24 protein-coding genes and 3 tRNA genes are annotated in these 25,160 nt (G+C 71.9%); 9 read left to right on the plus strand and 18 right to left on the minus strand.

From position 1 onward, the window contains the following. Positions 1-35: 35 nt before the first annotated feature. The 4 genes from ACFP3R_RS03000 to ACFP3R_RS03015 form a co-directional block, all read right to left on the minus strand. Positions 36-1,646, minus strand: a complete 1,611-nt coding sequence (locus tag ACFP3R_RS03000) for a relaxase/mobilization nuclease domain-containing protein (protein WP_380632463.1) — start codon at positions 1,644-1,646, stop codon at positions 36-38. 7 nt (positions 1,647-1,653) lie between these two features. Then, positions 1,654-2,208 (minus strand): MobC family plasmid mobilization relaxosome protein, encoded by a 555-nt coding sequence (locus ACFP3R_RS03005; protein WP_380632466.1) that lies wholly within the window; start codon positions 2,206-2,208, stop codon positions 1,654-1,656. A 185-nt stretch (positions 2,209-2,393) separates the two neighbouring features. Then, the gene (ribD, locus tag ACFP3R_RS03010; protein WP_380632469.1) at positions 2,394-3,131 is read right to left on the minus strand and encodes a bifunctional diaminohydroxyphosphoribosylaminopyrimidine deaminase/5-amino-6-(5-phosphoribosylamino)uracil reductase RibD; all 738 of its coding nucleotides are present in this window, start codon (positions 3,129-3,131) and stop codon (positions 2,394-2,396) included. After that, positions 3,112-4,446, minus strand: coding sequence for a helix-turn-helix transcriptional regulator (locus tag ACFP3R_RS03015; protein ID WP_380632471.1), 1,335 nt, complete (start codon positions 4,444-4,446; stop codon positions 3,112-3,114). The genes ribD and ACFP3R_RS03015 overlap by 20 nt, the downstream gene beginning before the upstream one ends. Before the next feature lie 474 nt (positions 4,447-4,920). On the opposite strand from ACFP3R_RS03015, the gene ACFP3R_RS03020 reads away from it, so the two are divergent. Together ACFP3R_RS03020 and ACFP3R_RS03025 are read left to right on the plus strand one after the other, a co-directional pair. Then, on the plus strand, positions 4,921-5,490 hold the full coding sequence (locus ACFP3R_RS03020; protein WP_380632473.1) for a bifunctional DNA primase/polymerase: 570 nt from the start codon (positions 4,921-4,923) through the stop codon (positions 5,488-5,490). Beyond that, complete coding sequence (locus ACFP3R_RS03025) at positions 5,487-5,798, plus strand: hypothetical protein (RefSeq protein WP_380632475.1); 312 nt, start codon at positions 5,487-5,489, stop codon at positions 5,796-5,798. Before ACFP3R_RS03020 ends, ACFP3R_RS03025 begins: the two co-directional genes overlap by 4 nt. A 64-nt stretch (positions 5,799-5,862) precedes the next feature. Here ACFP3R_RS03025 and ACFP3R_RS03030 read toward each other — a convergent pair whose 3' ends face one another. Further along, a complete protein-coding gene (locus tag ACFP3R_RS03030; RefSeq protein WP_380632476.1) occupies positions 5,863-6,090 on the minus strand; it encodes a DNA-binding protein in 228 nt (75 codons plus the stop codon). Between the two features lie 104 nt (positions 6,091-6,194). Between ACFP3R_RS03030 and ACFP3R_RS03035 the strand changes: the two genes are divergently transcribed. Beyond that, positions 6,195-6,881 carry a helix-turn-helix transcriptional regulator gene (locus ACFP3R_RS03035; protein WP_380632478.1) on the plus strand — a complete coding sequence of 229 codons (687 nt, stop codon included), beginning with the start codon at positions 6,195-6,197 and terminating at the stop codon, positions 6,879-6,881. Then, positions 6,878-8,092: a tyrosine-type recombinase/integrase gene (locus tag ACFP3R_RS03040; RefSeq protein ID WP_380632480.1), complete on the plus strand. Its 1,215-nt coding sequence runs from the start codon at positions 6,878-6,880 to the stop codon at positions 8,090-8,092. The genes ACFP3R_RS03035 and ACFP3R_RS03040 overlap by 4 nt, the downstream gene beginning before the upstream one ends. A 109-nt stretch (positions 8,093-8,201) precedes the next feature. On the opposite strand, the gene ACFP3R_RS03045 is transcribed toward ACFP3R_RS03040, so the two are convergent. The 7 genes from ACFP3R_RS03045 to ACFP3R_RS03075 form a co-directional block, all read right to left on the minus strand. Beyond that, positions 8,202-8,274, minus strand: a tRNA-Arg gene (locus ACFP3R_RS03045). Positions 8,275-8,313: 39 nt separating this feature from the next. Continuing rightward, positions 8,314-8,402, minus strand: a tRNA-Ser gene (locus tag ACFP3R_RS03050). A gap of 127 nt (positions 8,403-8,529) precedes the next feature. After that, positions 8,530-10,515: an acetoacetate--CoA ligase gene (locus tag ACFP3R_RS03055; RefSeq protein WP_380632482.1), complete on the minus strand. Its 1,986-nt coding sequence runs from the start codon at positions 10,513-10,515 to the stop codon at positions 8,530-8,532. A gap of 59 nt (positions 10,516-10,574) precedes the next feature. After that, the gene (locus tag ACFP3R_RS03060; RefSeq protein WP_380632484.1) at positions 10,575-11,339 is read right to left on the minus strand and encodes an ESX secretion-associated protein EspG; all 765 of its coding nucleotides are present in this window, start codon (positions 11,337-11,339) and stop codon (positions 10,575-10,577) included. Next, entirely contained in the window at positions 11,336-12,736 is a 1,401-nt protein-coding gene (locus ACFP3R_RS03065) for a PPE domain-containing protein (RefSeq protein WP_380632485.1), read from the minus strand. Before ACFP3R_RS03065 ends, ACFP3R_RS03060 begins: the two co-directional genes overlap by 4 nt. After that, complete coding sequence (locus tag ACFP3R_RS03070) at positions 12,736-13,434, minus strand: hypothetical protein (protein ID WP_380632488.1); 699 nt, start codon at positions 13,432-13,434, stop codon at positions 12,736-12,738. The genes ACFP3R_RS03065 and ACFP3R_RS03070 overlap by 1 nt, the downstream gene beginning before the upstream one ends. A gap of 176 nt (positions 13,435-13,610) precedes the next feature. Continuing rightward, the gene (locus tag ACFP3R_RS03075) at positions 13,611-14,288 is read right to left on the minus strand and encodes a dienelactone hydrolase family protein (protein WP_380632490.1); all 678 of its coding nucleotides are present in this window, start codon (positions 14,286-14,288) and stop codon (positions 13,611-13,613) included. A 119-nt stretch (positions 14,289-14,407) separates the two neighbouring features. On the opposite strand from ACFP3R_RS03075, the gene hisC reads away from it, so the two are divergent. Further along, positions 14,408-15,475, plus strand: a complete 1,068-nt coding sequence (gene hisC / locus ACFP3R_RS03080; RefSeq protein WP_380632492.1) for a histidinol-phosphate transaminase — start codon at positions 14,408-14,410, stop codon at positions 15,473-15,475. On the opposite strand, the gene ACFP3R_RS03085 is transcribed toward hisC, so the two are convergent. The 3 genes from ACFP3R_RS03085 to ACFP3R_RS03095 form a co-directional block, all read right to left on the minus strand. Next, positions 15,465-16,214: a sulfite exporter TauE/SafE family protein gene (locus ACFP3R_RS03085; RefSeq protein ID WP_380632495.1), complete on the minus strand. Its 750-nt coding sequence runs from the start codon at positions 16,212-16,214 to the stop codon at positions 15,465-15,467. The two genes, hisC and ACFP3R_RS03085, sit on opposite strands and share 11 nt — an antisense overlap. Before the next feature lie 125 nt (positions 16,215-16,339). Then, positions 16,340-17,242 (minus strand): KPN_02809 family neutral zinc metallopeptidase, encoded by a 903-nt coding sequence (gene ypfJ, locus ACFP3R_RS03090; protein ID WP_380632498.1) that lies wholly within the window; start codon positions 17,240-17,242, stop codon positions 16,340-16,342. Positions 17,243-17,762: 520 nt separating this feature from the next. Next, a complete protein-coding gene (locus ACFP3R_RS03095; protein ID WP_380632500.1) occupies positions 17,763-19,484 on the minus strand; it encodes a bifunctional metallophosphatase/5'-nucleotidase in 1,722 nt (573 codons plus the stop codon). A 133-nt stretch (positions 19,485-19,617) separates the two neighbouring features. Between ACFP3R_RS03095 and ACFP3R_RS03100 the strand changes: the two genes are divergently transcribed. From ACFP3R_RS03100 to ACFP3R_RS03110, 3 genes are all read left to right on the plus strand, one after another. After that, positions 19,618-20,088, plus strand: coding sequence for a MarR family winged helix-turn-helix transcriptional regulator (locus ACFP3R_RS03100; protein WP_380632503.1), 471 nt, complete (start codon positions 19,618-19,620; stop codon positions 20,086-20,088). Positions 20,089-20,106: 18 nt separating this feature from the next. Continuing rightward, positions 20,107-20,191, plus strand: a tRNA-Ser gene (locus tag ACFP3R_RS03105). 68 nt (positions 20,192-20,259) lie between these two features. Then, positions 20,260-20,733 (plus strand): GNAT family N-acetyltransferase, encoded by a 474-nt coding sequence (locus ACFP3R_RS03110; protein ID WP_380632505.1) that lies wholly within the window; start codon positions 20,260-20,262, stop codon positions 20,731-20,733. 82 nt (positions 20,734-20,815) lie between these two features. Here ACFP3R_RS03110 and ACFP3R_RS03115 read toward each other — a convergent pair whose 3' ends face one another. From ACFP3R_RS03115 to ACFP3R_RS03125, 3 genes are all read right to left on the minus strand, one after another. Beyond that, a complete protein-coding gene (locus ACFP3R_RS03115; RefSeq protein WP_380632508.1) occupies positions 20,816-21,778 on the minus strand; it encodes a hypothetical protein in 963 nt (320 codons plus the stop codon). A 76-nt stretch (positions 21,779-21,854) separates the two neighbouring features. Next, positions 21,855-23,381 (minus strand): M28 family metallopeptidase, encoded by a 1,527-nt coding sequence (locus tag ACFP3R_RS03120; protein ID WP_380632510.1) that lies wholly within the window; start codon positions 23,379-23,381, stop codon positions 21,855-21,857. 77 nt (positions 23,382-23,458) lie between these two features. Next, complete coding sequence (locus ACFP3R_RS03125; protein ID WP_380632513.1) at positions 23,459-24,094, minus strand: GNAT family N-acetyltransferase; 636 nt, start codon at positions 24,092-24,094, stop codon at positions 23,459-23,461. Positions 24,095-24,149: 55 nt separating this feature from the next. On the opposite strand from ACFP3R_RS03125, the gene ACFP3R_RS03130 reads away from it, so the two are divergent. After that, the gene (locus ACFP3R_RS03130; protein WP_380632516.1) at positions 24,150-25,118 is read left to right on the plus strand and encodes an NAD(P)H-quinone oxidoreductase; all 969 of its coding nucleotides are present in this window, start codon (positions 24,150-24,152) and stop codon (positions 25,116-25,118) included. The last annotated feature ends 42 nt before the right edge of the window (positions 25,119-25,160 follow it).

Consider the following 25,160-nt stretch of genomic DNA (forward strand, 5'->3'; position numbering starts at 1 on the left):
CCAAGGCGATCGGGCCGAGGTGTCGTCGGCGGTGGTCATCGGGTCGGCCCGGCGCGACGACGCGGGTCGACACCCCGCACCGGACGTCCGGCGAGCCGGGCCCGCGATGCGGCGAGCCGCCGTTCGACGTCGTCGATCACCTTCGCCGCCGGGTCCTTCCACACAGCCGCCGCGCCGGCCGAGGCGGTGGTACCGCGGCGTTGGTACGGGCGCAGGTGGTCGGCGGCCGCGCGCAGGTACGCGCCGGGTTCGCCGCGTGGCGGCCGTGGTTCGCCGGTCCCGGTGATGCGGTCGGCCAGGGCGATGACCAGCACCGCGAGCGCGGCCAGGACCAGCAGGGCCAGGACCAGTTCGGCGTCGCCGGTGCGCGCCAGTCGCACCGCGATCTTGGCCAGGACCGGCAGCAGCGGCCGGGTTCGAGGCGGTCGGCGCGTCGGCGAGGGGTGCCACAACCGGGTCGCGGCGGCGAGATCGTCGGCCGCGCGGCGCACCGCGTCGGCCACCCGCCGCTGGTGTTCGTCGGCAGGGTCGGCGGGCCAGCGCAGCGCGAGCACCGCAGCGAACTGCGCGGCCTGCTCCACCGCCACGTGCCGGTGGGCCGGATCGTCCAGGTCGAGGTGGTCCAGCAGCCCGGCCGCCGTGGTCACGTGCACCTTGGCCCTGGCCCACCATGCGTCCCCGCCCCGTGTCGGCCTGGTCGAGCCCGGCGCCCACGCCGTGGGGTCGGCGGCGTCGACGGCCGCTGCCGCCCGGTCGGGCACCGCGTCGTCGCCGAGGACGCCGCGGGTGGTTCGCCACTGGTCGGCCAGCTCGGGCAGGGTCAGGTCACGGGCCAGCTGCCCGCCGCCCAACCGCAGGGCCGGGCCGCCGTCGAGCACCTGGTCCTCGTTCAGGGCGACGCGGTAGCCGGTCACCCGCTCCGCGCCGACGTTGCCGCCGGTCACCGGCGTCACCCGCACCCCGGCTCTCGCGAGGACGTCCACGAACTCGCCGGGCCCGGTCGACCCGGCGGCCGCGGCCCGCACCCGCCGTTCCAGCGTGCGCCGTTGCGGCTCGACACCGGTGCGGTCGGCGCGTTCGTGTTCGGCGCGGGTCAGCTCACGGGCGCCGGTGCCGGTCGCGCCGGTGCGCACCAGGCCCAGTCGTTGCTCGACCTCCTGAGCCCACTTGCGGGACTTGCGCTTGCTGTGCGACAGCCGCGCGACCTTGCCGTCCTCGTCCACCAATTGCACCACCACGTGAACGTGGTCGTTGCCCACCTTCGAGGTGCCGTGGTGCACGGCGATCCACCGACACCGCTCTAACCCCAGCCGCTGTACGAACTCCTCCGCGAGCTCGCGCCACCGCTGGTCGCCTAGCTGCCCGTCGTCATGGTGCGCGGAGATCGGCACGTGCAGCACGTGCCCTGCCGCCACGGTCTTGTGCCGCAGACGACGCGGAGCGTCGAGCTGCGTGATGATCTCTCGCAGCACGGTCTCCCGGTCCGCGCCCTGGTCGTTGGGGCGGGCGACGTCGGGGTGCAGCAGGTCGTCGTCCCACGCGGCGACGATGTGCGGGTCGGTGTGCACCGTGCGGCCGCCGACGGCGAACAAGTACCGGACGGTCTCGCGCAGGTTGGAGTGGCGTGGCAGCAGCTTGGGCAGCATCGCCGGCTCACCGCGGGCCGCGCCGGTGCACGACCCGGTTGGGGTCGAGCCGGTCCAGCCAGTCCTCGACCCGCCCGAGCACGTGCGCCAGGTACTCGACCGCAGCCGTGAGCTGTGCCGCGCTCACCTGGTCGCCAGCGTTCGCGGCGCGGGCAAGCTGGTTGAGGTTGGTGCCGATCCCCGACAGCGTCCGGCGCAGCGGTACCAGGTCCGCCGCCAGGGCGACCGCGTCCTGCCGACTCATCGGCGGGCGCAACCGCCGCAGCGCACGGGCGGTGGGATCGAAGAACCTCGCGGTGATGTGCGCGAATGCCGCCGGGGCCAGCCCGTAGACGGCGGCGCGGCCGGTCACCTCGGCCAGCTCAGCGGCGGTGAACCGCAGCAGCAGTTGCCGTCGACGTCCACCGGGAACGGGTGCCAAGTGCCCGCCGTGGCCGATCAGGGTCGGCAGCGACGCCAGCCTCTCCTGCCCAGAGGTGTCCGGTAGCGATCCGGTGATGTCGGGATCATCGACTGGCCGGTCGCCAGCCAATTGCACGCTGTCGTCCTCGTTGTGGCGCATGAGGTCCCCCGGACCGCCGGGGCGTTCGACGCAATCCCCCGACGCGCCGCGCCCCACGCCGCGACCCTACGCTCGCGCCAGACCGTGCCGCATACGTGCACGATCGGTGACCTGGTGTTTCCGCCTCCGGCTAGCGCAGCTAGCCGGAGGCACATCTTGCCCCCGGCCCGGTGGCGGTGGGGTGGCTATCGAACCGGGCGGGCGACTAGACGGACGTCGCTCCCCGAGCGGGCCACGTCGAGGAGTTCCAGGCGGAGGATTCCGGACATGCTGTGGATGCCGGCGTTCTCCAAGCCGCTCTTGCCGGAGCCCAGCATGGCGGGGGCTACGTAGTTCACCACACGGTCGACCAGGCCCTGGGCGATGAAGCTGCCGGCGAGCGTGGGGCCGCCTTCGAGGAAGATCGCCCGCACGCCGCGGTCGTGGAGGCCCGCGAGGACGGATGGCAGGTCGAGGCCCTTGTCCGCGCGCTTGACCTTCAGCACGTGCACCACGCCGTCGAGATGTGAGGCGTCGGCGTCCTCGGCCACGACGATGAGCGTGGGCGCGGCGTCGTTGCAGACGTTCGCGTCGGCCGGGGTCTTGGCGTTGCTGTCGAGCACGACGCGGAGCGGCTGGCGCTTGGGATCGTTCACGATGGACAGGTCCAGGCGCGGGTCGTCGTTGCCGCGTACGGCCAGGTTGGGGTTGTCGGCTTGCTGGGTGCCCGAGCCGACCACGGTGGCGTCGCAGCCCGCACGGAGGAGGTGGACCTCGGCTCGGCTCTCCGGGCTGGTGATCCACTGGCTGGTGCCATCTTCGGCGGCGATGCGGCCGTCGAGGGTGGCGGCGAACTTGTAGACCACGAACGGGCGCCGGTGCGTCTGGGTCACCGAGTCCCATTCGGCTCGGCCGACCAGCTCGTCAACGCTCAGCGTGCCCATTCAGCTCCCTCTCGTTCCTCACCGCTCGGATGAACTCGTCGACGCTCGGGTGCGCCTTCCACGACCGCATGATCTTCGCGCTCGCCGCCAGCTCTCGGACTGTGCGGTGCGACCGGGTGTCCTGGGCGATCCTGAGCGCTTCCACGCCGCTCTCCAGCGCTGCTTCGGGGAGACCCGCGCGTGCTGCGACAGTTGTCCTGCGGGCGAGGTGCAGGCCGCGTTCGCGGTGGAAGGACCTGGGCCACTGGCTCATGACGTGGTCGTATTCGGCAAGGGCACGTTCGTGGTTGCCGAGGGTGCCGTAGACGGCCGCACGCTGCACTGACACGTAACTGGGCGTGCAGTAGCTGGCCAGCGAGTACGGGTCGAGCGCTGGCGCGGCGGCCTCGGAAAGGGCCTGGGCACGGTCGATGTAGTTCATGGCGGCGTGCTCGTGGCCGTCCAACGCACTCGCGTGTGCGGCCTGCTGGTGGATGGCCGCACATACCTGTGGGCTGGACACCTGGGCTTCGTAGCGGATGGACGCCTCGGCGAGCGTGATGGCTCGGGCGCGTTCTCCGAGGAATTGGGCTTGCTGACTCATCCGCATGAGGACGTAGGCCGCGATGGTGGCGCTGCCGGACGAGTGCGCCCACTCAAGCGCTCGGCTCGACCAGCCTTTGCCCGCGTCGAAGTCGCCCAGGTCGTCGGCGAGCCAGCCGCAGAACTCGGCGAACAGGGCACCGATCTCGAACAGGCGTCCACGCGAGCCCGACTCGATCCGCTCGTACAGCTTGGCGATGTTGCCGACCTGCTCCCCCGCTGACCGGACCAGATCGCCGGGTCCGAGGAGGCTGTCCGCCGACACCAGGGCGTCCCGGAGCGAGACGAAGTGGTCGATGATCTCGGGATCTACCGAGGCACGGCCACCAGACCGCGAGGACGGGAAGTTGGGGAGGGAGGAGGCCGCCAACCCGGCCAGGGCTCCCATGAATTCACGCCGCTCCACGCTGTCCCCTCCGGACGAGTCCTCGGCGCGCCTGGCGAGGCGACGCCGCGCTTTGCCGACGGCGACCGCCCGTGCGAGCACTTCCACCGGAATTCCGAAGCTGCTCGCGCAGTGCTGCTGCCAGTAGGGCGTCACCAGGCGTTTCTCTGATTCCCAGCGGGACACCTCGTTCCGGGTGACCGCACGGCCGGCACGCACCGACAGGTCATCGGCCTGCTCGCTCTGCGAGCGGCCGGTCTCCTCACGGAGGCGGCGCAGGAGCGCACCGATGCTCATCGGCCTGTGCATATCGCCATCCTGACTGGTGAGGAGGGGCAACGTCACCATTGTGGCCACCTCTCCCGGCCCCCTCCGGCCACATGGCCCCTCCGGTGGTGACTCCGCCCGATCGGTCTAACGGCGACTCTGATCTCGGCACCGGCGCGGGTGATCAGGCATGAAGTGCCCATGACCTGCGGCATCCCTGGCACCGGTAGCCGCTCATCGAGGCCGGACGACGAGGAGGGCGGACGACTGTGCCAGCCGAGCCGAAGCCGTACACCGTCAGGCTCCGCACCGAGTCCTTCGCGAAAGCGGCGCAGCTCGCCGGGTTCGGCTCCGACTACCGCCTGGCCGGCGCGATGGGGCTCAACCGCTCGACCGTCACACGGGTCAGGAGCGGTGCGCTCCAGCCCGGTCCCGCGTTCATCGGCGGCGCGCTGACCGCGCTGGCGCCGATGCGGTTCGAGGACCTGTTCGAAGTCGCACCCGAGTCCCGACGGACTGGCCTCGATATTCCCCAACAGGAGAAGAGGACCGACCGTGCCGAAAGCCACCCAGGAGATCACCGACCCGATGACGGCCGCACTGGCGTACGCCGAGATGGGCTGGCCAGTAATACCCGGAGCGGTGTGGCGGAACGGCAAGTTCGTCGATCCGGCGTCGGGTGAGCCCGCGGACAAGATCGTGTTGCGGCCGATCGACACCGCGACCGCGGATCTCGACGTGGTGCGCGAGTGGTGGTCGGCACCCGGCCTCCACGCGCCGACCGTGCTGGCCGTGACCGGGCCGACTTTGGGCGTGGTCACGGTCCACGAGTCGTTGGTCGAGGCCGTGGTGGATCACCGCTGGTTCGCGACCAGGCCCACGCCGGTGTTGGCCATCCCCGGGATGCCGATGGCCTACTTCTTCGTGAAGCCCCCTTGCCCGTTGGCGCTGGTTCGTGACGAGGTGCGGGTCATGGCAGAGGGCACGACGCTCCCGCTGCCCCCGGCCTCCATCGGTGAAACCCGGGCGGTGTGGCTGGTCACGCCCGAAGAAGCGGGCAACGTCCTGCTGTTGGCGGATGAGTTCGACGAACTCCTCCGGAGTGTCGGGAGGGCTGCCGCATGACCAGGCTGGATGAACATCCGGCGGTCGAGCCGCTGTGGAGTCCAGAGGAGTTCGCCGACATCATGCGGGAATTGGCCAGGGAAGAGGCTCCGCGGTTGTTCGCCATCGTCGAGGAGTACGGCGATCGTGTGGACGCCAGGGTCGCGGGCTACGGAGTGGCCTTCGCCGGGCGCGTCGACGCCAACTCCGTGGAGGGCAATTTCCCGTTGAGGACAGAGAGCGCGGAAGGAGCACGGAAGGTCTTCGAGATCGGCTCCCGTCCCAGGGGCGTGCGAGTGCACCTCGTGTGGCTGGACGACTCGGCCTGAAGCCGCTGGTGTTCTGCCCGCGCAGCAGGAGGTGGCCCCGAACGGGGCCACCTCCTGCTGCCTTTCAAGCAGCCTCGTCGGACAACGCACGGACGATCGACTCGGTGATCACCCGGTAGGTGCTGCGCAGCTTGATCACCTTGGCCGGGAAGTCGCCGGTTGTTATCAGCTCGTAGGCGTGGCTGCGTGAGATGCCGAACGCACTCGCCGCCTTCGCCACGTTCACTGTCGCGGGCCAGCGCCTGACCTCAGCGAGCGTCGGGCGCCACGTATCTTTGTTTTGCCTGGTCATCGAACGATTCCCCCCGGATCGTCGAACCGCCATTACTCCGTTCGAGTGTGCGTCGACCTTCGTCTGTCTGTCAAGCGAACCGACGAGCTGGCATACTCGGCGAGGTGACAGAGCCGCAGTCTGTCGGTGCCGTCGTCGGGGAGAACCTGGAGCGCCTGCGGAAGCGGGCACGGCTCACCCAGCACGAGACGGCTCGGTTGTTCTCGCGACGGGGCATCCCGTTCAGCCGCAGCAAGATCGCGGCGCTGGAGGCCGGGGAGCGGCCCAACCCGAACTTCGCCGACGTGCTGTTGATCGCTCACACGTTCAACGTGGAGCTGTCGGAGCTGTTCGAGGGGGATGGGCCGGTCGCTGTCGCCGAGCACATCACCCTGAGCCGACCGCTGATCCGGGACTTCATCCGGGGAATCGCCGTCGTTGGCGGGTCGGAGGAGTGGGATCCGAAGACACGCCGGGACGAGCTGTTCGGGCTGTCGGCGATCCGGGCCAAGGGTGAGGCGTGGTTCGCGGCCAAGGTGCAGGGGACCGAGGCGGACAACACCCTGGCCAACCGGCTCGGGGTCTCGCCCAAGGCGGTGGTCGACGTCGCTCAGAAGCTCTGGGGACGGACGCTCACCGACGAGCGGGACGCGCAGCTGGCCGACCTCGGCGACATCGACATCAACGAGCGCCAGGCCCGCCGCGGGCACATCACCCGGCTGCTGTCACAGCAGGTCCAGGCCGAGCTTGATCGGCGTGGGCTGATCGTGAAACCGATCGAACCAGTGGGACCGACGGAGGAGGACGAGTGAGTGACCCGATCAAGAAGATCACGTTGAAGGACGGGACGGTGAGATATCGGTTCGTTGTGGACATAGGCCGCGACCCGGTGACGGGCAAGCGGCAGCAGAAGACGTTCACGTTCGACACCAGGCGCGAAGCCCGCGTCGAGTACGACAAGACCCGTCACAAGGTCAACGAAGGCACCTACATCCGGCCCAGCGAAGTAACGGTCGATGAGTACCTCGACGGGTGGTTGGAGGGTGCGACGCGGGACCTTCGGGCGTCCAGCAAGCGCAGCTACCGGGACGCGCTCCGACCCGTGCGCGAGCAGCTGGGAGCCACGCCGATCCAGAAGGTCACCAAGGCCGACATTGAGCGGATGGTCACCTGGATGCAGACGGAGGGGAGGAGGCGAGGCGGCAAGCCGGGAACAGGGCTGGGGCCGCGCAGCGTGCGGTTGACGTTGGGCCGGCTCACGGCCGCGCTGGAGATGGCGACGCTGGAGGGCTTGGTGGCGCGCAACGTCGCCAAGCTGGTGAAGCCGCCGAAGTACAAGCCCGCGAAGCCGGACACCTGGTCGAAGGACGAGGTGCGGTTGTTCCTCCTCAAGGCCAAAGAGGATCGGTTGGACGCGGCTTGGAGGCTGACGCTGTACGGGCTTCGCCGAGGTGAGGTGCTCGGGCTGCGGTGGGATGACGATGTCGACTTCGGCTCGTTCGCCAACGTCTGCCAGAAGCACGAGATCAAGTGGTGCGCGGACTGCTACGTCGAGGGCACGGCCACGATGCACGTCCAGCAGGCCCGCGTGCTGGTCGAGGGCAAGGTGCTGATCGTCCCGCCCAAGTCGGAGAACGGGTTCCGCAAGCTCCCGCTCGACCTCGCGGCGGCGTCAGCCCTGCACACGCTGAAGGTCAAGCAGGCCGAGGAGAAGCTGTCGGTCGGCGAGGGGTACCGGAACAGCGGCTATGTCGCCATGGACGAGGTTGGCGAGCCGGTGCACCCCGAGTGGTACTCGGACGAGTTCGGGCGACTGGCGAAGCGAGCCGGTGTGAAGCGCATCGTCCTGCACGAAGGACGGCACACGGCGCTGAGCCTGATGGAGAAGGCCGGTGTGCCGATCTCGATCGTCAGCAAGTGGGCCGGGCACTACGACACGGCGTTCACGTACTCGACCTACGTCCACGCGAGTGATGAGGATCTCCACAGCGGCACCGAGGCGCTCGGCAAGCTCTACGGCTGAGCAGCAGTACCAGCGTTCGTGTGAAGATGTGAGACAGCAGCCCCCCACACAACAAATCAGGACCCCGTTCCGTTAACCGAAACAAGGCCCTGACCTGGACTTACTCTTGCGCGCTCGGCAGGATTCGAACCTGCAACCTTCTGATCCGTAGTCAGATGCTCTATCCGTTGAGCTACGAGCGCATCGTTCTTCAGTTGTCACCCTACCGTAGCAGGGTGTTGCGGAGGCTCCGGGATTTGAACCCGGGATGGGGGTGAACCCAAACCGCATTAGCAGTGCGGCGCCATAGACCAGACTAGGCGAAGCCTCCCGGAGCCCTCGGCTACGACGCATAGATTACACATGCCCCCGAGCGCTTAGCAAAACGCCCCCCTCCTTACCGGATCACCGCAGGTCAGAGCGGGTCTCCGGCAGGCAGGGGGGCGTTCACCGCCCGTTCAGCCGGCGGGCGGGGCGGCGAGGTCGAGGAAAGGTCGCAGGGACTCCGGGTTGCGCAGGGCGTCCCGGCTCACGGCCCGCTCGGGCGGGGTGCCGGCCAGGATCTTCTTGACCGGGACCTCGCACTTCTTGCCGTTGAGGGTCCTGGGGATCTCCTCGACCACGATGAACCTGTTCGGGACGTGGCGGGGTGAGAGGTTGGTCCTCAGGTCGGCGCGGAGGACCGGTTCGAGCTCTGTGAAGTTCGTCTCCCCGTCCAGCACCAGGAAGCACAGGAGCTCGCCGTCGGCGCGGCCCGCGCCGGACGTGTCGATCACCAGCGAGTCGAGGACGCCCGGTGTGCTCTCCACCACCCGGTAGAACTCGCTGGTGCCCATGCGGACCCCACCCCGGTTGAGGGTGGAGTCGCTGCGGCCGTAGATGACCGCCGAGCCCCGCTCCGTGACGCGGATCCAGTCGCCGTGCCGCCAGACGCCCTCGAAGGTGGCGAAGTAGGCGTCGTGCAGCTTGGTGCCGTCCTCGTCGCCCCAGAAGAACACCGGCATGGACGGCATGGGCCTGGTGATCACCAGTTCGCCCACCTCGTCGACGACCGGGGTCCCGGCCTCGGAGTAGGACTCGACGGCGGCGCCCAGGGCCCGGCAGGACAGCTCGCCCAACCAGACCGGCACGTCGGGGGCCGCGGCCACGAACGCGGTGCACAGGTCGGTGCCGCCGGACACCGAGGCGATCTGGACGTGGTCGCCCACCTCGGCGGCGATCCAGCGGAAGCCCTCGGGGGTCAGCGGCGCGCCGGTGGAGCCCACGGCCCTCAGGGACGACAGGTCGTGCGCCGCCGCGGGCTCCAGGCCCTCCTTGAGGCACGACTGGATGTACGGGGCCGACGTGCCGAAGTACGTCACCCGGTGCTCCTCGGCCAGCCGCCACAGCACGTCGAGGTCGGGATGCGCGGGGCTGCCGTCGAACAGCACGACGGTCGAGCCGACCAGCAGGCCGGAGACGAGGTAGTTCCACATCATCCAACCGGTGGTGGTGAACCAGAAGAAGCGGTCCTCCGGCCCCAGGTCGCTGTGCAGGGCCAGCATCTTCAGGTGCTCCAGCACGATGCCGCCGTGCCCCTGGACGATGCCCTTGGGCAGCCCCGTCGTGCCCGACGAGTACAGCACCCACAGCGGGTGGTCGAACGGCACCGGGTCGAAGGCGAGCTCGGCCCCGTCGTGGTCGGCCAGCAGGGAGTCCCAGGTCACCGCGTCGGGCAGCGGGGTGCCGCCGACGTAGTCGACCACCACCACGGCGCGCAGGGACGGGATCGCCGCCGCCAGCTCCGCCACGACCGGCCGCACGTCGAAGGCCCGCCCGCCGTACCGGTAGCCGTCGACCGCGACCAGGACCTTGGGCTCGACCTGGGCGAACCGGTCGGTCACCGCCCGGACGCCGAAGTCCGGCGAGCACGACGACCAGGTCGCGCCGAGCGACGCCGCCGCCAGGAACGCGATCAGCGCCTCCGGCGAGTTCGGCACCAGGGCCACCACGCGGTCGCCCACGCCGACGCCGAGCGACGCGAACCCGGCCCGCACGGCCGCCACGCGCCGCCTCAACTCGCCGCGGGTCAGCTCCGCGGTCACCCCGTCCTCCCGGTGGAAGACGACCGCCAGGGCGTCCTCAGGGCCGCGCAGGGCGTGTTCGGCGTAGTTCAGGGTCGCGCCGGGGAACCAGGTCGCCCCGGGCATCACCTCGACCGGCAGCACCCGGTCGTACCCGTGGTGGAACACCACCCCGAAGAACTCGGCCACGGCGCCCCAGAACGCCTCCAGGTCGGAGGTGGACCACTGCCGCAGCGACTCGTAGTCGGGCAGGTCGAGGTCGTGGCGGTCGGCCACGAAGGAGCGGAACGCGGTCATCCGGCTCGCCGCGACCCGGTCGGGGTCCGGCCGCCACAGGACTTCCGCCTCGCCGGCGGCGGTGCCGGCACGCATCTCGGTCATACCTGGAGTTCCTAGCCGAAGAACCGCCCCGGAACCACAGCGACCGACCACACACCGGGTCAGACCCGGGCGGGGGTGGACAACAACCGCTCGACCGCGGAGGTCAGCCTGGGGGCGTCGGTGGGGGCCACCACGAGCCACCCGTCGTCGCGGCGCACCAGGTAGCGGCCCTCGGCCGTGTCCAGCCACGACACCACCGCGCCGGTCGGGTGCAGGTACCCGGCGCGGTTGCGGGCGATCACGCCGACCTGTCCGCCGCCGCTGCGCGTGGTCACCGCGCGCATCAGGGTGTTCGCCTCCGGCTCGCGCAGGCCGACGCCGCGCAGCACGTCCAGGAAGCCCTCCGAGCCGTCGACCTCGCCGGCCCGGCCAGCGGCCAGGTAGTCGTCCCACCGCACGTTCACCGACCGGCCGCCGCCGGGTGGCGCGGGCGGCAGGGTGTTGACCGTGGTGGCGGCGAGCGCGGTCGGCCGGAACCCGGTGACCTGCACCTGGTCGCCGAGCCGACCCGCGAACGCGCCGTGCCACGCGGCGGTGGCCAGGCCGCGCGCCTGCGCGCCGCGCAGGGTGAAGAAGACCTCCAGGCCCACCTCGAACTCGGCCAGGCCGCGCAGCAGCCCGTACAGCTCGCCGTCCGGGCGCGGCACGGTGCCGAGGCCCCGCGCCGCGAGCGCGCGGGACGTCGTCTCGACCAGGCGCTCGCGCTCCTCCCGGGTGTGCCCGAAGTGCCTGGTGCCCAGCGGCACCGGTTGGGCGTCCCCGTGGACCGACCGCCAGAGCAGGAAGAACTCCAGTTCGCTGAGCCGGAAGACGCGCTCGGTCACAGTCCGATCACCGGTGGTGCGGCCTTGCGGTCGGCGGCGAACAGGTTGTCGTCGTCCTCCAGGTAACCCGGTCGGTTGTGGTCCCGCTCGGTGCTCCCGCCCGCGCCGGCGACGGGCGGCGGCGCGGCGATCGGCGCGGCGCCGATCATGCCCGCCTGCGGCGTCACCGACTTGGGCGCCTGGAACTGGCTGGTCACGCTGCCCGGGTTGGCGGGGCCGCCGCGGTCGCCGAGCGCGCCGCTGGCCACGCCGGGGCTGCTCGGGCCGGCGCTGCCGCCACCGCCACCCGCGACCACGGGCGACGGCACGCCGCCACCACCGCCACCGCGGCCGTAACCGCCCCGGCCGCCCGCGAAGCCGCCGCGGCCGAACGGGGTGGGCGCCGCGGGCGCGCCGCCGGGCCGCTGGTTGTTCTGCTGCTGCTGCTGGGACGCGGTGTTGTTCACCACGACCGGGTTGCCGTCCGCGCCCGTCGTCGGCGCCGTGGGCGGGATCGTCGTCACCGAGGGCGGCGTGGGCGGCGCGACCGGGTTGGTCGGCGGGCTGAACGACGGCACGGTCCGGTCGACCGCGTAGGAGTTCTGCTGGAACATCGCCATGACCTCGGCGGCCTGGCGGTGCGTCGCGTCGGCGACCACCACGGACTCGACCGCGGGCGCGGCGATGGTGTCGATGCCGGCGAACGCGCTCCGCCCGGTCGGGACGCCGTGCCCGGTCGTGGTCGCGTGGTGCCCGGCGGAGGTCCCGAGGACGGGGCCGGCCGAGTCGACCGAGGTCGGCGACCCGTACGCCAGGCCGCCCGCCAGACCACCCGGGGCGCCCCCGGTGACCAGCGGCGACCGGGGCGTGGCGGCGATCGGGACCGGCGTGCCCGCCACGTCGCCGACCGGGGTGACCACCGGCGGCGCGGGCGCGGGCGGCGGCATCATCTCGCGCGCCGTCTGCACGTGCTCGATCTCGGTGCCGATGCACTTGGCCACGTTCTCGGCGTGCTCGCTCGTGTTGAGCGCCCACTTCTCCACCGACTCCAGCGCCTCGCGGGCGCGGTCGGCCGTGCCGCCCTCCCACGCCTGGGAGGAGCGGGTGATCGCGGTGGCCAGCAGGTCGCGCACCTCGGCCAGCGCCTGGCCGACCGCGGTCCAGTCGGCCTGGGCGGTGCCGGCGGCCCGGAGGTCCACGCCGGTGTTGATCATGTTCCACAGCGCCTGGTGGGAGTAGGTCATCCAGTCGACCGGCTTGCCGAGGTCGCTGGGCTTCTCCTGGCCGGCGCCCTGGTTGCCGCCCTGACCGCTGCCCTGACCGCTGCCCTGGTTGCCGCCCTGGCCGCCGTTGTGGTGGCCGTGACCGCCGTTGTGGTGGCCGCCGCCCCGGTGACCACCGTGGTTGTTGTCGCCCATCAGCCCCTGGCCTCCCCGGCGGAACCGAAGGTGTCGGCCGCCTCGTCGTCGGCTTCCTGGAGGTTGCGCGCCGCCTTGCGGATGGTCTCCTCCACCTCGAACAGCACCTTCATGAAATCACCGATCACGTTGACCGCCGACGACTCGTCGCCGACCGCGACCTCGCGCAGCCGGCGGCTGATCGCCTCGCTCACCCAGTTGTTGCCGAACTTCAGCTCGATGTCGAGGTTGCTGACCGCCTTGGCGTGCACGCCGTCGACCAGGTTGCGCGCCTGCGAGACCAGCTTGAGCAGGTCCTCGACGCCCTGCCGGTCCAGGTCCAGCTGCACGGCCTGCTTGTCCACCGCGTCCAGCGCGACGTTCGCCTTGTCCAGGTCGGTCCTGGCCGCCCCGGCGAAGGTGTCCGCGAGCACGGGCGGGGCGGGCTCGGCCGTGGCGGGGCCGGCCGTCGCGGGACCGGCGGTCACCGGGCCGGCGGTCACCGGGCCAGCGGTCACCGGGCCGGCGGTCACCGGGCCGGGTGCCGCCGGCGGGGCCGCCGCGGGCTCGGGCGCCGGGGCGCTCGCCGGCGCGCTCGTGCCCGGCGGGGCCGCGACCGGCGCGGACAGCGTCACGGTCGTCGCGCCGATCGGGTCGGGCGGTGGCACCGCGCCCGGCTGCGGCGCCGCGGACGGCGTGAAGCCGGACGGGACCTGCACCGTGGGTGCTCCCGCCGTCGAAGGAACCGTGTTCCCGTCGCTCATCACTTACCCCCTGCACTGCGATTCGCCGCGGCGGCTCCGCGCGTTAGCCGACCGCGACCGAACCGGGCGTTCCGGACGCTCTCCTTAGATGTACCGGGAAGGCCGTCCGGTTCCAAGACCCGACGAGAGGCTCAACGCAGGTGCGAGTCGAACCAGTTCAGCGCCCGCTGCCACGCCTCCGCGCTGACGCCCGGATCGGTGTCGAACCGGTGCCCGGTGTCGGCGAACACGACCACGTCGGTGGCGACCGGCGCCGCGGCCGCCGCGTCGCGCAGCTTCTCCACGTCGCTGAGGGGGATGGCGGGGTCGTCGTCGCCGTAGAGCCCCAGCCAGGGGCAGGTCAGCTCCTCCGCGACCTCCACCAGCGACGGCAGCCCGCCGGCCAGCGGTTCGACGATCCCACCACCACCGACGGTGACCGCGGCGCCGATGGTTCGGCTTCCCGCAACGACCATCGCGACCGCCCCGCCGAGGTCGAAACCCATGACGCCGACGCGGTCCCGCCCCACGCCGCGCTGCTCCAACCAGACGAACGCCACGTCCGTGTCGGCCAGCACCTCTTCCCCCGACAGGCCGCTCACCACGGCGGGCGCCTCCTCACCGGACACCTCCTCGTAGAGGTGCGGCGCCACCGCGAGCCACCCCTCGGCGGCGAGCCCGGCCACCAGACCGCGGACGGTGTCGGTCACGCCGCGCGCCTCGTGGAGCACGACCAGGCCGCCGCGGACGGCGTTCTCCGGCTCGGCGACGGTCAGCGTCAGCTCGCGGCCGTCGGTGAGGGAGATCGTCTCGGTGCGGGTAGGTGTCATGGCCCAACCCTTCCACGAGGGGGTGAACGCGAGTCAACGTGAGCAACCAGACCGCGATGTGCCCGTTCGGCGCGGTGGGGGGATAACGTCCAGCTCAGAATCCCGAAGGGAGCCCTTGGATGACCGTGCGAACCCGCGCCGACCTCGGTGCCCTGCCCAGCTACGTGCCCGGCCGGAGCGTGCCCGGCGCCGTCAAGCTGGCCAGCAACGAGGTGTCGGCCGGACCGCTGCCCAGCGTGGTGCGGGCGATCGCGGACGCGGCCACCGCCGTGAACCGCTACCCCGACACCGCCGCCACCGACCTCGTGGCGCGCCTGGGCGACAGGCTGGGCGTGCCCACCGACCAGCTGGCCGTCGGCTGCGGCTCGGTGACGCTGTGCCAGCAGCTCGTGCAGGCGACCTGCACCGAGGCCGACGAGGTGGTGTTCCCCTGGCGCTCGTTCGAGGCGTACCCGATCATCACCGCGGTGGTCGGGGCGGGGCAGACCAGGGTGCCGCTGACCGCGGGCCACGGCCTGGACCTCGACGCGATGGCCGGGGCGGTCACCGACCGGACGCGGCTGGTGTTCGTGTGCAACCCGAACAACCCCACCGGCACCGCGCTCACGGCCGCCGAGCTGGAGCGGTTCGTCGACCGCGTGCCCACCGACGTGCTGGTGGTGGTCGACGAGGCGTACAAGGAGTTCGTCGACGACCCGGACGTGCCGGACGGCGTGGAGTTCGCCAAGGCCCAGTGGGCGGCCGGGCGGGACAACGTGGCCGTGCTGCGCACCTTCTCCAAGGCGTACGGGCTGGCCGGGCTGCGCGTCGGCTACGCGGCGGCCTCGCCGGCGGTGGCCGAGGCGCTGCGCAAGGTCTACGTGCCGTTCAGCGTGAACGCGCTGGCCCAGGTCGCGGCGGTGGCCTCGCTGGACGCCGAGGACGAGCTGATGGCGCGCTGCCGCGCGGTGGTGGCCGAGCGGGGCCGGGTGCGGGCGGAGCTGCTGGCCGCCGGGTTCGAGGTGCCGGTGTCGCAGGCGAACTTCGTCTGGCTGCCGCTGGGCGAGCGGACCGCCGCGTTCAACGAGCACTGCCTGGCGCACAAGGTGGTCGTGCGGGCGTTCGCCGGCGACGGCGCGCGGGTGACGGTCGGCGAGGTCGGGGAGAACGAGGCGTTCCTGGCGGCGGCCCGGTCCTTCACCGGGTGAGCAGCTGGACGATGGCCACGACTCCCACCACCACGATGACCGCGCGCAGCGCGGCCGGTGGGAGTCGGCGGCCGACCTTCGCGCCGATCTGGCCGCCCACCACCGAGCCGACCGCGAGCAGCAGCACGGCGAGCCACGCCACGTCCGCGATGAAGATGAACAGCACGCCCGCGACCAGGTTCACGAACGCGGTCAGCACGTTCTTCAGGGCGTTCATCCGCTGGATGTGCTCGTCCATCAGCACGCCCATCAGGCCCATCACCAGCACGCCCTGGGCCGCGCCGAAGTAGCCGCCGTAGATGCCCGCGAGGAACACGCCGACCCACAGCGCGAGGCCGCCGTGCTCCTGGCGCTCGCGCTCGGCCAGCTTGCGGTTGAGCCAGGGCTGGAACACCACCAGCACCAGCGCGATCGCGATCAGCACCGGGACGATCGCGGAGAACGCGTCCTCCGGCAGCACCACCAGCAGGACCGCGCCGAGCACGCCGCCCAGCACCGAGGCTGGCAGCAGCCGCTTCACCCGGCCGGCCTGGCCGACCAGCTCGCGCCGGTAGCCCCAGGCGCCGCTGAGCGAGCCGGGCACCAGGCCGAGGCTGTTGGACACGTTCGCCACCACGGGCGGGTAGCCGACCGCGAGCAGCACCGGGAACGTCACCAGGGTGCCGGAGCCGACCACGGTGTTGATGCCGCCGGCGAACACCCCGGCCAGGACGACGAGGACCGCCTCCAGCGTCGTCACGGCTGCTCCCCCTGTCGCGCGGTGGTCCGATCAGCGGACGCTAACACCGCGCCGGGTGGTGCGCGGTGTGGCACTTCCTACACCGCGCACCACCCGGTCGGGGGTCTGCGCCGGACGCCCCGCGGTCAGCCCAGGTTGTCCGTGTCGAAGGTGTTGCAGCGCGCCGGGTCGCCCGTCTCGTAGCCGGTCGTGTACCACTTCTGGCGCTGCGCCGACGAGCCGTGGGTGAACTGGGTCGTGTCGACGTGGCCGCCGCCCAGCTCGCTCTGGATGTAGTCGTCGCCGATGCGGGCCGCCGCGTCGAGCGCCGCGTTCACGTCGTCCTGCGTCACGCCGGTGATCAGCGGCTGCCCGGACGAGGTGGGCACGGTCTGCGCGTGGTTGGCCCAGGCGCCCGCGTAGCAGTCGGCCTGGAGCTCCAACCGCACGGAGCCGGACGCGGCACCCGCCTCCTGACCGACCCGGTCGGAGGTGCCGAGCAGGTTCTGCACGTGGTGGCCGTACTCGTGGGCGAGGATGTACGCCTCCACGAACAGGCCGCCGGTCGCGCCGAACTTCTGCTCCAGCTCCTGGTAGAAGGTGAGGTCGATGTAGACCTGCCCGTCGGCCGGGCAGTAGAACGGCCCGACGGCGGAGGTGGCGTTGCCGCAGCGGGTCTGCACGCCGCCGGAGAAGAAGTTGGTCTGCGCGCGCTCGTAGGTGCGGCTCGAACGGGCGAACTGGTCGCTCCAGAACGCCTGGATCGAGTTGATGAACGCGACCGCCCGGCAGTCGGTCTCGCGGTTGGCGTCCGCGCCGGTCCGGCACTTGTCCGCGATGGCCTGGGAGTCGACCTGCTGGTCCCGGCCCACGTCGCCGAAGCCCGAGCCCGAGGGCAGCTGCGCGCCGCCGCCGAGCTGGGACAGCACGAAGTAGATGATCAGGCCGACGATGCCGAGGCCACCGCCGCCGAGCGCGACCCGGCCCCCCACCCCGCGCTGGTCGGTCACCTGCGACGTGTCGAGCTCGGCGTTCTCGTTGAACTGCACCGCGTCCTCCAAGCAGGCCGATCGGGCTGGGCACGGCAAAGCCCGGGTGCGGAGCCCGACGTCGGGGCACCGCACCCGGGTTTTCCAGTTGTGGAGGTGGCGAAACCGTTCGGCACGAGGTCGGCGTGGACCTCGGTCGGCGCCGCCTGGACGACGACGCCCTGAGGCAACCGGGTCAACAGCGTCAAGCGCGGCGAGATCACCAGTGGTGCTGCGCGCTCGAAACCCCGTGTTCACCGCTCACGGTCGCGGCGGGACGGGCTGAGGCCGTGCCGTCCGCGAGGTGCGCGGTCGAACGCGGTTCGTCACCGCGTGGTCTTGACCGCACCGCACCACCCGACCCTTTCCGGACGTGCCCCGGTGGTTCGCTCGGGCTGTCCACCGCCGGCAGGTCCTCCTTCGAGGATGCGCCTGATCGGCCCGGGTCGCAAGCCCTCGACAGGGCCCTGAACTGGTGAAACAGGATGTGCGGCGGTTGCGAAGGGTGAGCGGCCCGGCGGACCGGGCCGCTCACCCGGTGTCACGGCGTGGTGGTGATGCGGCCGAGCGCCGGCGGTGCGGCGTTCGGGTTCGCGGTCAGGTACGCGGTGAAGGCGTCGAGGTCGATGCCGCCGCCGGTGATGTCCGTGCCGCCGGTGAAGGTGCCGAAGCCGTCGCCGCCGGCCTGGAGGAAGCTGTTGATCGTGACCCGGTAGCTCGCGGCCGGGTCGAGCGGCGTGCCGTCGAGGACGATGTTCGAGACCTTCGAGCCGATCGGCGCGGACGCCGACCAGGAGTAGGTCAGGCCCGCGGACGGCTGGAGCACGATCTGCCGCTGCGCGCCGTTGACGACCTGCCACTGCTGCTCCAGCGCCGCCTTGAGCTGGGCGCCGGTCAGCGTGACCGTCTGGAGGATGTTGCCGAACGGCTGCACGGTGAACGCCTCGCCGTAGGTCACCACGCCGTCGCCCTCACCCGCGGGCGAGGAGGCGTAGGACAGGTCCGCGCGCACGCCGCCGGGGTTCATCAGCGCGAGCACCGCGCCGTTGCCGCGGGTGGCGGCCAACTGGGAGTCCGCGATCAGGTTGCCCAGCGGGGACTCGCCCGCCGCGTTCTGCGCCCGCGGGACGTCCTGCGCGATGGTGCCGATCCGGCGGTTGGCGATCGGGCCGGACTTCGACTTGGCCAGGTCGATGATCGACTGGACCGCGGGGTCCGGGGTGACGTCCTTGGTGACCACGTGGTTGCGCGCGACCGTGGCGGAGCGGACGACCTCGCGGGTCCGCTTGTCGATCTTCAGGTCGACCACGGACAGCTCGCGGCCGAACGCCAGGCCCTCGATGAACGGGCGCGGGTTGCCCGCCGGGTCGGTGACCGTGCAGTTGTAGTGCTGGTGGCTGTGGCCGGAGAAGACCGCGTCGATCTTCGGGCTGACCTGCTCGGCGATCCGGCGGCCGGGGCCGCCCTCGACCGTGCGGCAGTCGTCGGGGCCGCCGCCCGAGGTGTTGTCGCCCTGGTGGACCAGCAGGACGATCGACTTGACGCCCATCCAGTTCAGCAGGTCGGCGTAGCGGTTGGCGGCGGCGACCTCGTCGCCGAACTTCAGCTCCTTGATGCCGTTCGGGTCGACCAGGATCGGCACGTCCTTCAGCGGCATCCCGATGAAGCCGATCGGGACGCCGTCGCGGAACTCCACCCAGAACGGCGGCAGCGCGGGCAGGTCGTGCTTGTTGGCCAGGGTCACGTTCGCGCCGAGGACCGGGAAGTCCGCGCCCTCGTAGCGGGGCCGGAACTGGCAGCCGTCGGCCGGGTGGCAGCCGCCGTGCTGCATGCGCAGCAGCTCGCGGTAGCCCTCGTCGAACTCGTGGTTGCCGGCGGCCGTGGTGTCCATGCCGACCTGGTTGAGCACCTCGACGGTCGGCTCGTCGTGGAACAGCGCGGAGATGATCGGCGAGGCGCCGATCAGGTCGCCCTGGCCGACGACGACCGAGTTCCGGGCCTGGGCCCGGAGGTTCTTGATGTGGGTCGCGTTGTAGGCCGCGCCGCCGGCGTCGACGGTGGTGCCGTCGGCCAGCGTGACGCGCCCGGAGGAGCCCGTCGGCGGTTCGATGTTGCCGTGCAGGTCGTTGATGCCGATCAACCGGACGTCCACCGTCCGTGACGGCCTGTCGTCGGCCTGGGCTGGGGTCTGCGCGACGGTCACCGCGAGTGCCGCGGCGGCCGTGGCCGCGAGCGCGACGACGCGCCGGTTGAACGAGGTCATGTGGGGGTCCTCCCTGGCCGCGCCCCGGTAGGAGGGCGCACTACGGCGGAGGAGTTTGCCTCCCGGAGCTGACGCGCACCAGACATCCGCGTGGATCGTCCGTTAACGGAGATGTGCGGCATAGCCTGTGGAGGTGACTGAGCAGGAGCCGCGCTGGCTGGACGCCGCGGAGATGCGCGCCTGGCGCAACTACGTGGTCGGGGCGTCGATGTTGGAGGACCGCCTGCACCGCGAGTTGCAGGAGAGGCACGGTGTGTCGCTGGCCGACTACGAGGTGCTGGTGCGGCTCTCCGAACGCCGGGGGCGGCGGATGCGGATGTCGCAACTGGCGGACGAGGTGGCGTCGTCCAAGAGCCGGGTGTCGCACCAGGTGGCCCGGATGGAGCGGGAGGGCCTGCTGCGGCGGCGCGAGTGCCCGGAGGACGGGCGCGGGGTGTTCGCCGAGCTGACCGACCAGGGGATGGCGGTGCTGGAGGGCTCCGCGCCGACGCACGTCGAGGGGGTGCGGGAGCACATGATCGACCTGCTGTCGCGGGAGGAGCAGGAGGTGCTGGCGAAGGTGTTCGACCGGGTCATCGCGCACCTGCGCGGGGTGGACGGGTAGCCTGCTGCCGGCACATCGGGAAGCGTGGCAGAGCGGCCGAATGCACCCGCCTTGAAAGCGGGAGACGGGCAACCGTCCGGGGGTTCAAATCCCTCCGCTTCCGCAGGTCAGAAGGGGTGTGACCACCTCTTGCCGGGTGGTCGCGCCTCCCTGGGGGGCGGGGGAACACCGGTGGCGGACGTGGCACTGCGGCTGATCGACGATCCCGATCTCGACGCGCTGTTCGAGCAGGTGCGCGACCCCGAGTCGGTGCGGATGGCCGCTTTCACCGCCGCCGACCCGGACGACCGCGACGCGTTCGACCGGCACATGTCGAGGTTGAGGGCCTCGCCCGACATCACCCTGCGCGCGGTGACCCACCGGGGGCGCCTGGTCGGCAGCATCTCCAGCTTCGTCGTGGAGGGCGACACCGAGGTCACCTACTGGATCGACCGCTCCGCCTGGGGTCAGGGCGTCGCGAGCGCGGCCCTCGCGCTCCTGCTCGACCTGGTCCCGGTCCGGCCCCTGCACGCCCGCGCCGCCAGCGACAACGCGGGATCGCTCAAGGTCTTGCGGAAGGCGGGCTTCCGGGTCGTCGGCACGGAGGTCTCGTACGCGAACGCGCGGAACACCGAGATCGAGGAAACGGTCCTGCGCCTCGACTGACCGCGGCGCGGTCGCGGTGCCTGCCGAACCCCGGACGGGGCGCCGACCGCGTACAGGTTCGCGGCGGCGCGCGCGGTCTCGGTCAGCGGTCGAGTTCCTCCATCACCGCCGTCGCCGCCTTCGCGACCTCGACGCACGGGTCCGCATCGAAGGGGCGCGGCGGCGGGTTGTCGTCCGAGAGCAGTCCGAACGCCACGGTGATGCGGCCCTCCGAGTCCTCCTCGGCGCGGTTGCGCTGGTACCAGACCAGGGAGCAGTTCTGCCGCTCGTTCCCGTGGTGGTCCACGCTCACCGGGCGACCCGACAGGGTCGAGTCGGGGGCGAACCGGGGCCTGTCGTGGTCCCCCTGGTAGCGGACCACCACCTTGCCGAGGGGGCCGACGGCCTCGCACAGGTCGATCGTCCGCCACCAACCGGCATCGTGCCGGTTCTGCCGGTGCGCCTCGCCGCCGCCGACCAGGTCGGTGAGCGCCGGCACCACCGCGCACGGGTCCGCCAACGCACCCTCGGGGTGGCGGGGCAGCTCGCGCAGCGCCGGCTCCACCTGCCGGAGCAGGTCGGGCACCGCCGCGCAGAGGTGCTCGTCCACCCACTCCTGCGGCGGCGTGGTGTGGGTGCCGGCCATGGCCCAGAACCTGAACCGAAGGCCGTGCCCCTCGACCAGGGGGACGTCGAAGGTCCGCCCGTACGGGGCGCACTCGTCCGCGTGGGCCACCAGGTCGTCGCCCAGGTCGATGGTCTCCTGCTCCCCCCGCGGGTCCGGCATGAACTCGCCGAACCTGAGTTCGAGCCTGGGGTGGTAGCGGTCCACCTCCTCCATGAGCCTGGTGCAGCTCGACTCCTCCGACTCCTCGACGAGGTCGAGGATCGCGCACTGGTCGAGGTCGCGGAAGTCCGCCAGGGGGTCGGGCGGCACCTCGATCGGGAGCAGCGGTTCCGACGTGGTGGCCGCGGGAGGCTCTGAGGCCACCGTGCACGCCGTCGGCAGCAGGACCGCCAGCAGCAGGACCGCCGGCAGCAGCAGGACCGGCAGCAGGAGTCGCATGATCCCAAGCTACGCACGAAAAGGGGGTGGGGGCCGGTCCGCCGAGGAGCGGACCGGCCCCGTCCCGTTCAGTTCGTCACGCCACGTCGGCGTGCGTGTGGTGCTCCTCGACGTGCATCGACCGCGCCGCGGCGGCGCGGGTCTCGGCCCGCTTGGCCCGCGGCGGGACGCCGTTGACGTCCTCGGTGCTGATCGCGTACGACGCGGTCACCCACGCGAGCGCGTCGGAGTTGCGGTCCAGCGCCTTGCGGTCGACGTTGCCCAGGTTGTCGCCCGCACCGTGGTAGTTCGGGTCGTACGCGACGCCCGCGGTGCCGCCCCACTTGGCCGCCTGGGCCGCCGTCTTGACGCCCTCGGCGCCGGTGAACAGGCCGCCGGCCGGGATGCCGTTGAGGATGAACTCGCCGTAGTCGGAGCGGCCGGTGAAGTCCGTGCCCTCGGTCCGCACGCCCTTCTCGGTCTCCAGGTAGTCGACGAACGCCTGCTCGATCTGGCCCGAGCCGTAGGGGCCGGCGCCCGCGCCGACCGCGTCGGAGTCGTCGCCGTCGTAGACGAAGTACCCCGCGTTCGGCGAGCCGATCATGTCGAAGTTCAGGTACAGGGCGATGTCGAGCTGCTGCTCGAACGTCAGCGACTGCACGTACTTCTCCGAGCCGACCAGGCCCAGCTCCTCGGCGCCCCACCAGGCGAAGCGCACCGCGTTGTTCACCTTCGGCGAGCCGCCGAGCTGGAGGGCGGTCTCCAGCAGGCCGGCCGAGCCGGTGCCGTTGTCGTTGATGCCCGCGCCGAGCTCGACGCTGTCGAGGTGGGCGCCCGCCACGACCACGTTGTTCTTGCGGCCGGTCTTGGTCTGCGCGACGACGTTGCGCGAGACGCGGTCCTCCTGGTGGTAGCGCAGGTCGACCGTGACGGGCTCGCCCGCCCGCGCGGCCAGCGCGGCGCCGTCGGCGCGGGTCACGCCGCCGGTCGGCACGACGCCGGGTGCGCCGAGCGTGACGCCGGACAGGCTGCCCTCGGCGTTGTTGGAGATGACCACGGCGACCGCGCCCGCCGCCGCGGCGTTGCGGTGCTTGATGTCGAACGTGCAGGAACCGCGCGGGACCAGGGCGATCGCGCCGGTGAAGTCCTGGCCCGCGAAGTCGGTCGCCTCGCAGCCCGGGGTGGCGTCGCTGGTGGGGATCACGCGGAGCGGGCCGGTGACGCCGCCGACGGGCGTCTGCGGCGAGAACTCCAGCGGGATGTTCTCGTAGGTCGTGGTGCCGACCTTCGCGACGGCCGCGTCGGTGATCTGGACCGGGTAGGTGAACTCCGGCGTCGTGACGTCGAACCCGGCGCCGCGCAGCTTGCCCGCGACGTAGTCGACGCTGGCGTCGTAGCCCGGCGTGCCGGCCGCGCGCGAGCCGCCCGTGCGGTCGGCGATGCGCTGGAAGGCGATCAGGTGGCGGTTGACCCCTTCCAGGGTCACGCTCTTGGTGAGCTTCTTGGCCAGCTGCGGCCCGTCGGACTTCGCGGGCGCCGCGTTGCCGGTCGGGACGGCGACCAGGACGAGGGAAGCTGACGCCGCGAGGATCGCCGCGCGTCGAATCCCGGATCTTGCTGACATGATCGAGTTCCCCTTCACTCGGATGCCGAACCCTCACAAGCCGAGCGGGTGAAATCAATCCGTCAGTCGGTGGGTTGTCAGCCCGTGAGCAGCGGCAAGCACGGCGTGACGCCGCTGACCGACAGTTCCCAGTCGGGTCGGCGGAACGTCGCGGGGGTCACCAGCAGCCGCGTCTGCGCGGCCCGCTCACCACGCCTGACCTGCACGAACCCGCCGTCCGGCAGGTAGCCGAGCTTCCGGCTCACGCCCAGCGACGGCAGGTTGTCGTCGAACGCGCTCGACCGCGCGGCGAGCGCCCCGAGGTGGTCGAACGCGAACAGGAGCACCGCCGCCCGCATCTCCGTGCCGAGGCCCCGGCCCTGGTGCGCCAGCCCGAGCCACGACCCGCTGGTGACCTCGCGCAGCACGGCGAAGTCCTCGGCGCCGAGCGCCTGCGAGCCGACGACCTCCCCGTCCAGCCGGACCAGGAGGTTCAGCGTCCAGCTCGCCGGCGACAGGGCCGCGCGCAGGCGCCAGTGGTGCTGGAGCGTGTTGCGGGCCAGCCGGTCCCGGGGCTCGTCGGTCCAGGCCACGCCGAACGGGGTCCAGTCGGGCCGGTGGACGCCGGCGAGCGCCAGGTCGGCCAGCTCGGCCAGGCCCCCGTCGTCGTCGTCGGGGCGCAGTTCCAGGCGGGGGGTGCGGAGCACCAGGTCGTGGAAGGGCCAGTGGTTCATGCGCTCAATGGTGGCGACCGCGCGGTGGCGGGGCCGGCGGATTACCGTCGGGCCCATGCGAGCGATCACCACTCGGGAACCCGGCGGGCCGGACGTGCTGGCGTGGACGGAGGTGCGGGACCCCGAACCGGGGCCCGGTGAGGTGCTGGTCCGGGTGGCGGCGACCGCCGTGAACCGGGCCGACCTGCTCCAGCGCCAGGGCCACTACCCGCCGCCGAAGGGCACCACGGACGTGCCGGGCCTGGAGTGCTCGGGCACGGTGGCGGCGCTGGGGCCCGGGGTCACCGGGTGGGAGGTCGGCGACGAGGTGTGCGCGCTGCTGGCCGGCGGCGGGTACGCGGAGCTGGTCGCGGTGCCGGCCGCGCAGCTGCTGCCCCTGCCCGGCGGGGTGGACCTGGTGACGGCGGCCTCGCTGCCGGAGGTCGCGTGCACGGTGTGGTCGAACGTGGTGCTGCTGGCGCGGCTGTCGGCCGGCGAGACGTTCCTGGTGCACGGCGGCGCGGGCGGCATCGGCACGCACGCGGTCCAGGTGGCGAAGGCCCTGGGCGCGCGGGTCGCGGTGACGGCGGGGTCGGCGCGGCGGCTGGCGCGGTGCGCCGAGCTGGGCGCGGACGTCCTGGTGAACTACCGCGAGCAGGACTTCGTGGCCGAGGTCGGGCGGGCGGACGTGGTGCTGGACAACATGGGCGCGGCCTACCTCGACCGGAACGTGGACGTGCTCGCCCCGGACGGGCGGCTGGTGATCATCGGGATGCAGGGCGGGGTGAAGGCCGAGCTGAACATCGGGAAGCTGCTGGCGAAGCGGGCGTCGGTGAGCGCGACCGGGCTGCGCTTCCGGCCGGTGGACGGGCCGAGCGGGAAGGGGCGCGTCGTCGCGGAGGTGCGGGAGCACCTGTGGCCGATGGTGGCGGACGGGCGGGTGAAGCCGGTGGTGGACCGGGTGCTGCCGATCCGGGAGGCCGCCGAGGCGCACCGGGCGCTGGAGGGCGGCGACGTGTTCGGCAAGGTGGTGCTGGCGGTCTGAGGGCGGGTCGGTCGAGCGCGGGTCGGTCGAGCGCGGGTCAGT

Origin of the sequence: Saccharothrix lopnurensis, from assembly GCF_042658445.1 — a bacterium.
GTDB classification, from domain to species: Bacteria; Actinomycetota; Actinomycetes; order Mycobacteriales; family Pseudonocardiaceae; genus Actinosynnema; species Actinosynnema lopnurensis.

Coding starts and splice junctions, on each gene's coding strand:
- ACFP3R_RS03000 (WP_380632463.1), bottom strand. CDS start 1,646: ATGCTGCCCAAGCTGCTGCCACGCCACTCCAACCTGCGCGAGACCGTC.
- ACFP3R_RS03005 (WP_380632466.1), bottom strand. CDS start 2,208: ATGCGCCACAACGAGGACGACAGCGTGCAATTGGCTGGCGACCGGCCA.
- ribD (WP_380632469.1), bottom strand. CDS start 3,131: ATGGGCACGCTGAGCGTTGACGAGCTGGTCGGCCGAGCCGAATGGGAC.
- ACFP3R_RS03015 (WP_380632471.1), bottom strand. CDS start 4,446: ATGGTGACGTTGCCCCTCCTCACCAGTCAGGATGGCGATATGCACAGG.
- ACFP3R_RS03025 (WP_380632475.1), top strand. CDS start 5,487: ATGACCAGGCTGGATGAACATCCGGCGGTCGAGCCGCTGTGGAGTCCA.
- ACFP3R_RS03030 (WP_380632476.1), bottom strand. CDS start 6,090: ATGACCAGGCAAAACAAAGATACGTGGCGCCCGACGCTCGCTGAGGTC.
- ACFP3R_RS03055 (WP_380632482.1), bottom strand. CDS start 10,515: ATGACCGAGATGCGTGCCGGCACCGCCGCCGGCGAGGCGGAAGTCCTG.
- ACFP3R_RS03065 (WP_380632485.1), bottom strand. CDS start 12,736: ATGGGCGACAACAACCACGGTGGTCACCGGGGCGGCGGCCACCACAAC.
- ACFP3R_RS03075 (WP_380632490.1), bottom strand. CDS start 14,288: ATGACACCTACCCGCACCGAGACGATCTCCCTCACCGACGGCCGCGAG.
- hisC (WP_380632492.1), top strand. CDS start 14,408: ATGACCGTGCGAACCCGCGCCGACCTCGGTGCCCTGCCCAGCTACGTG.
- ACFP3R_RS03095 (WP_380632500.1), bottom strand. CDS start 19,484: ATGACCTCGTTCAACCGGCGCGTCGTCGCGCTCGCGGCCACGGCCGCC.
- ACFP3R_RS03115 (WP_380632508.1), bottom strand. CDS start 21,778: ATGCGACTCCTGCTGCCGGTCCTGCTGCTGCCGGCGGTCCTGCTGCTG.
- ACFP3R_RS03120 (WP_380632510.1), bottom strand. CDS start 23,381: ATGTCAGCAAGATCCGGGATTCGACGCGCGGCGATCCTCGCGGCGTCA.
- ACFP3R_RS03125 (WP_380632513.1), bottom strand. CDS start 24,094: ATGAACCACTGGCCCTTCCACGACCTGGTGCTCCGCACCCCCCGCCTG.
- ACFP3R_RS03130 (WP_380632516.1), top strand. CDS start 24,150: ATGCGAGCGATCACCACTCGGGAACCCGGCGGGCCGGACGTGCTGGCG.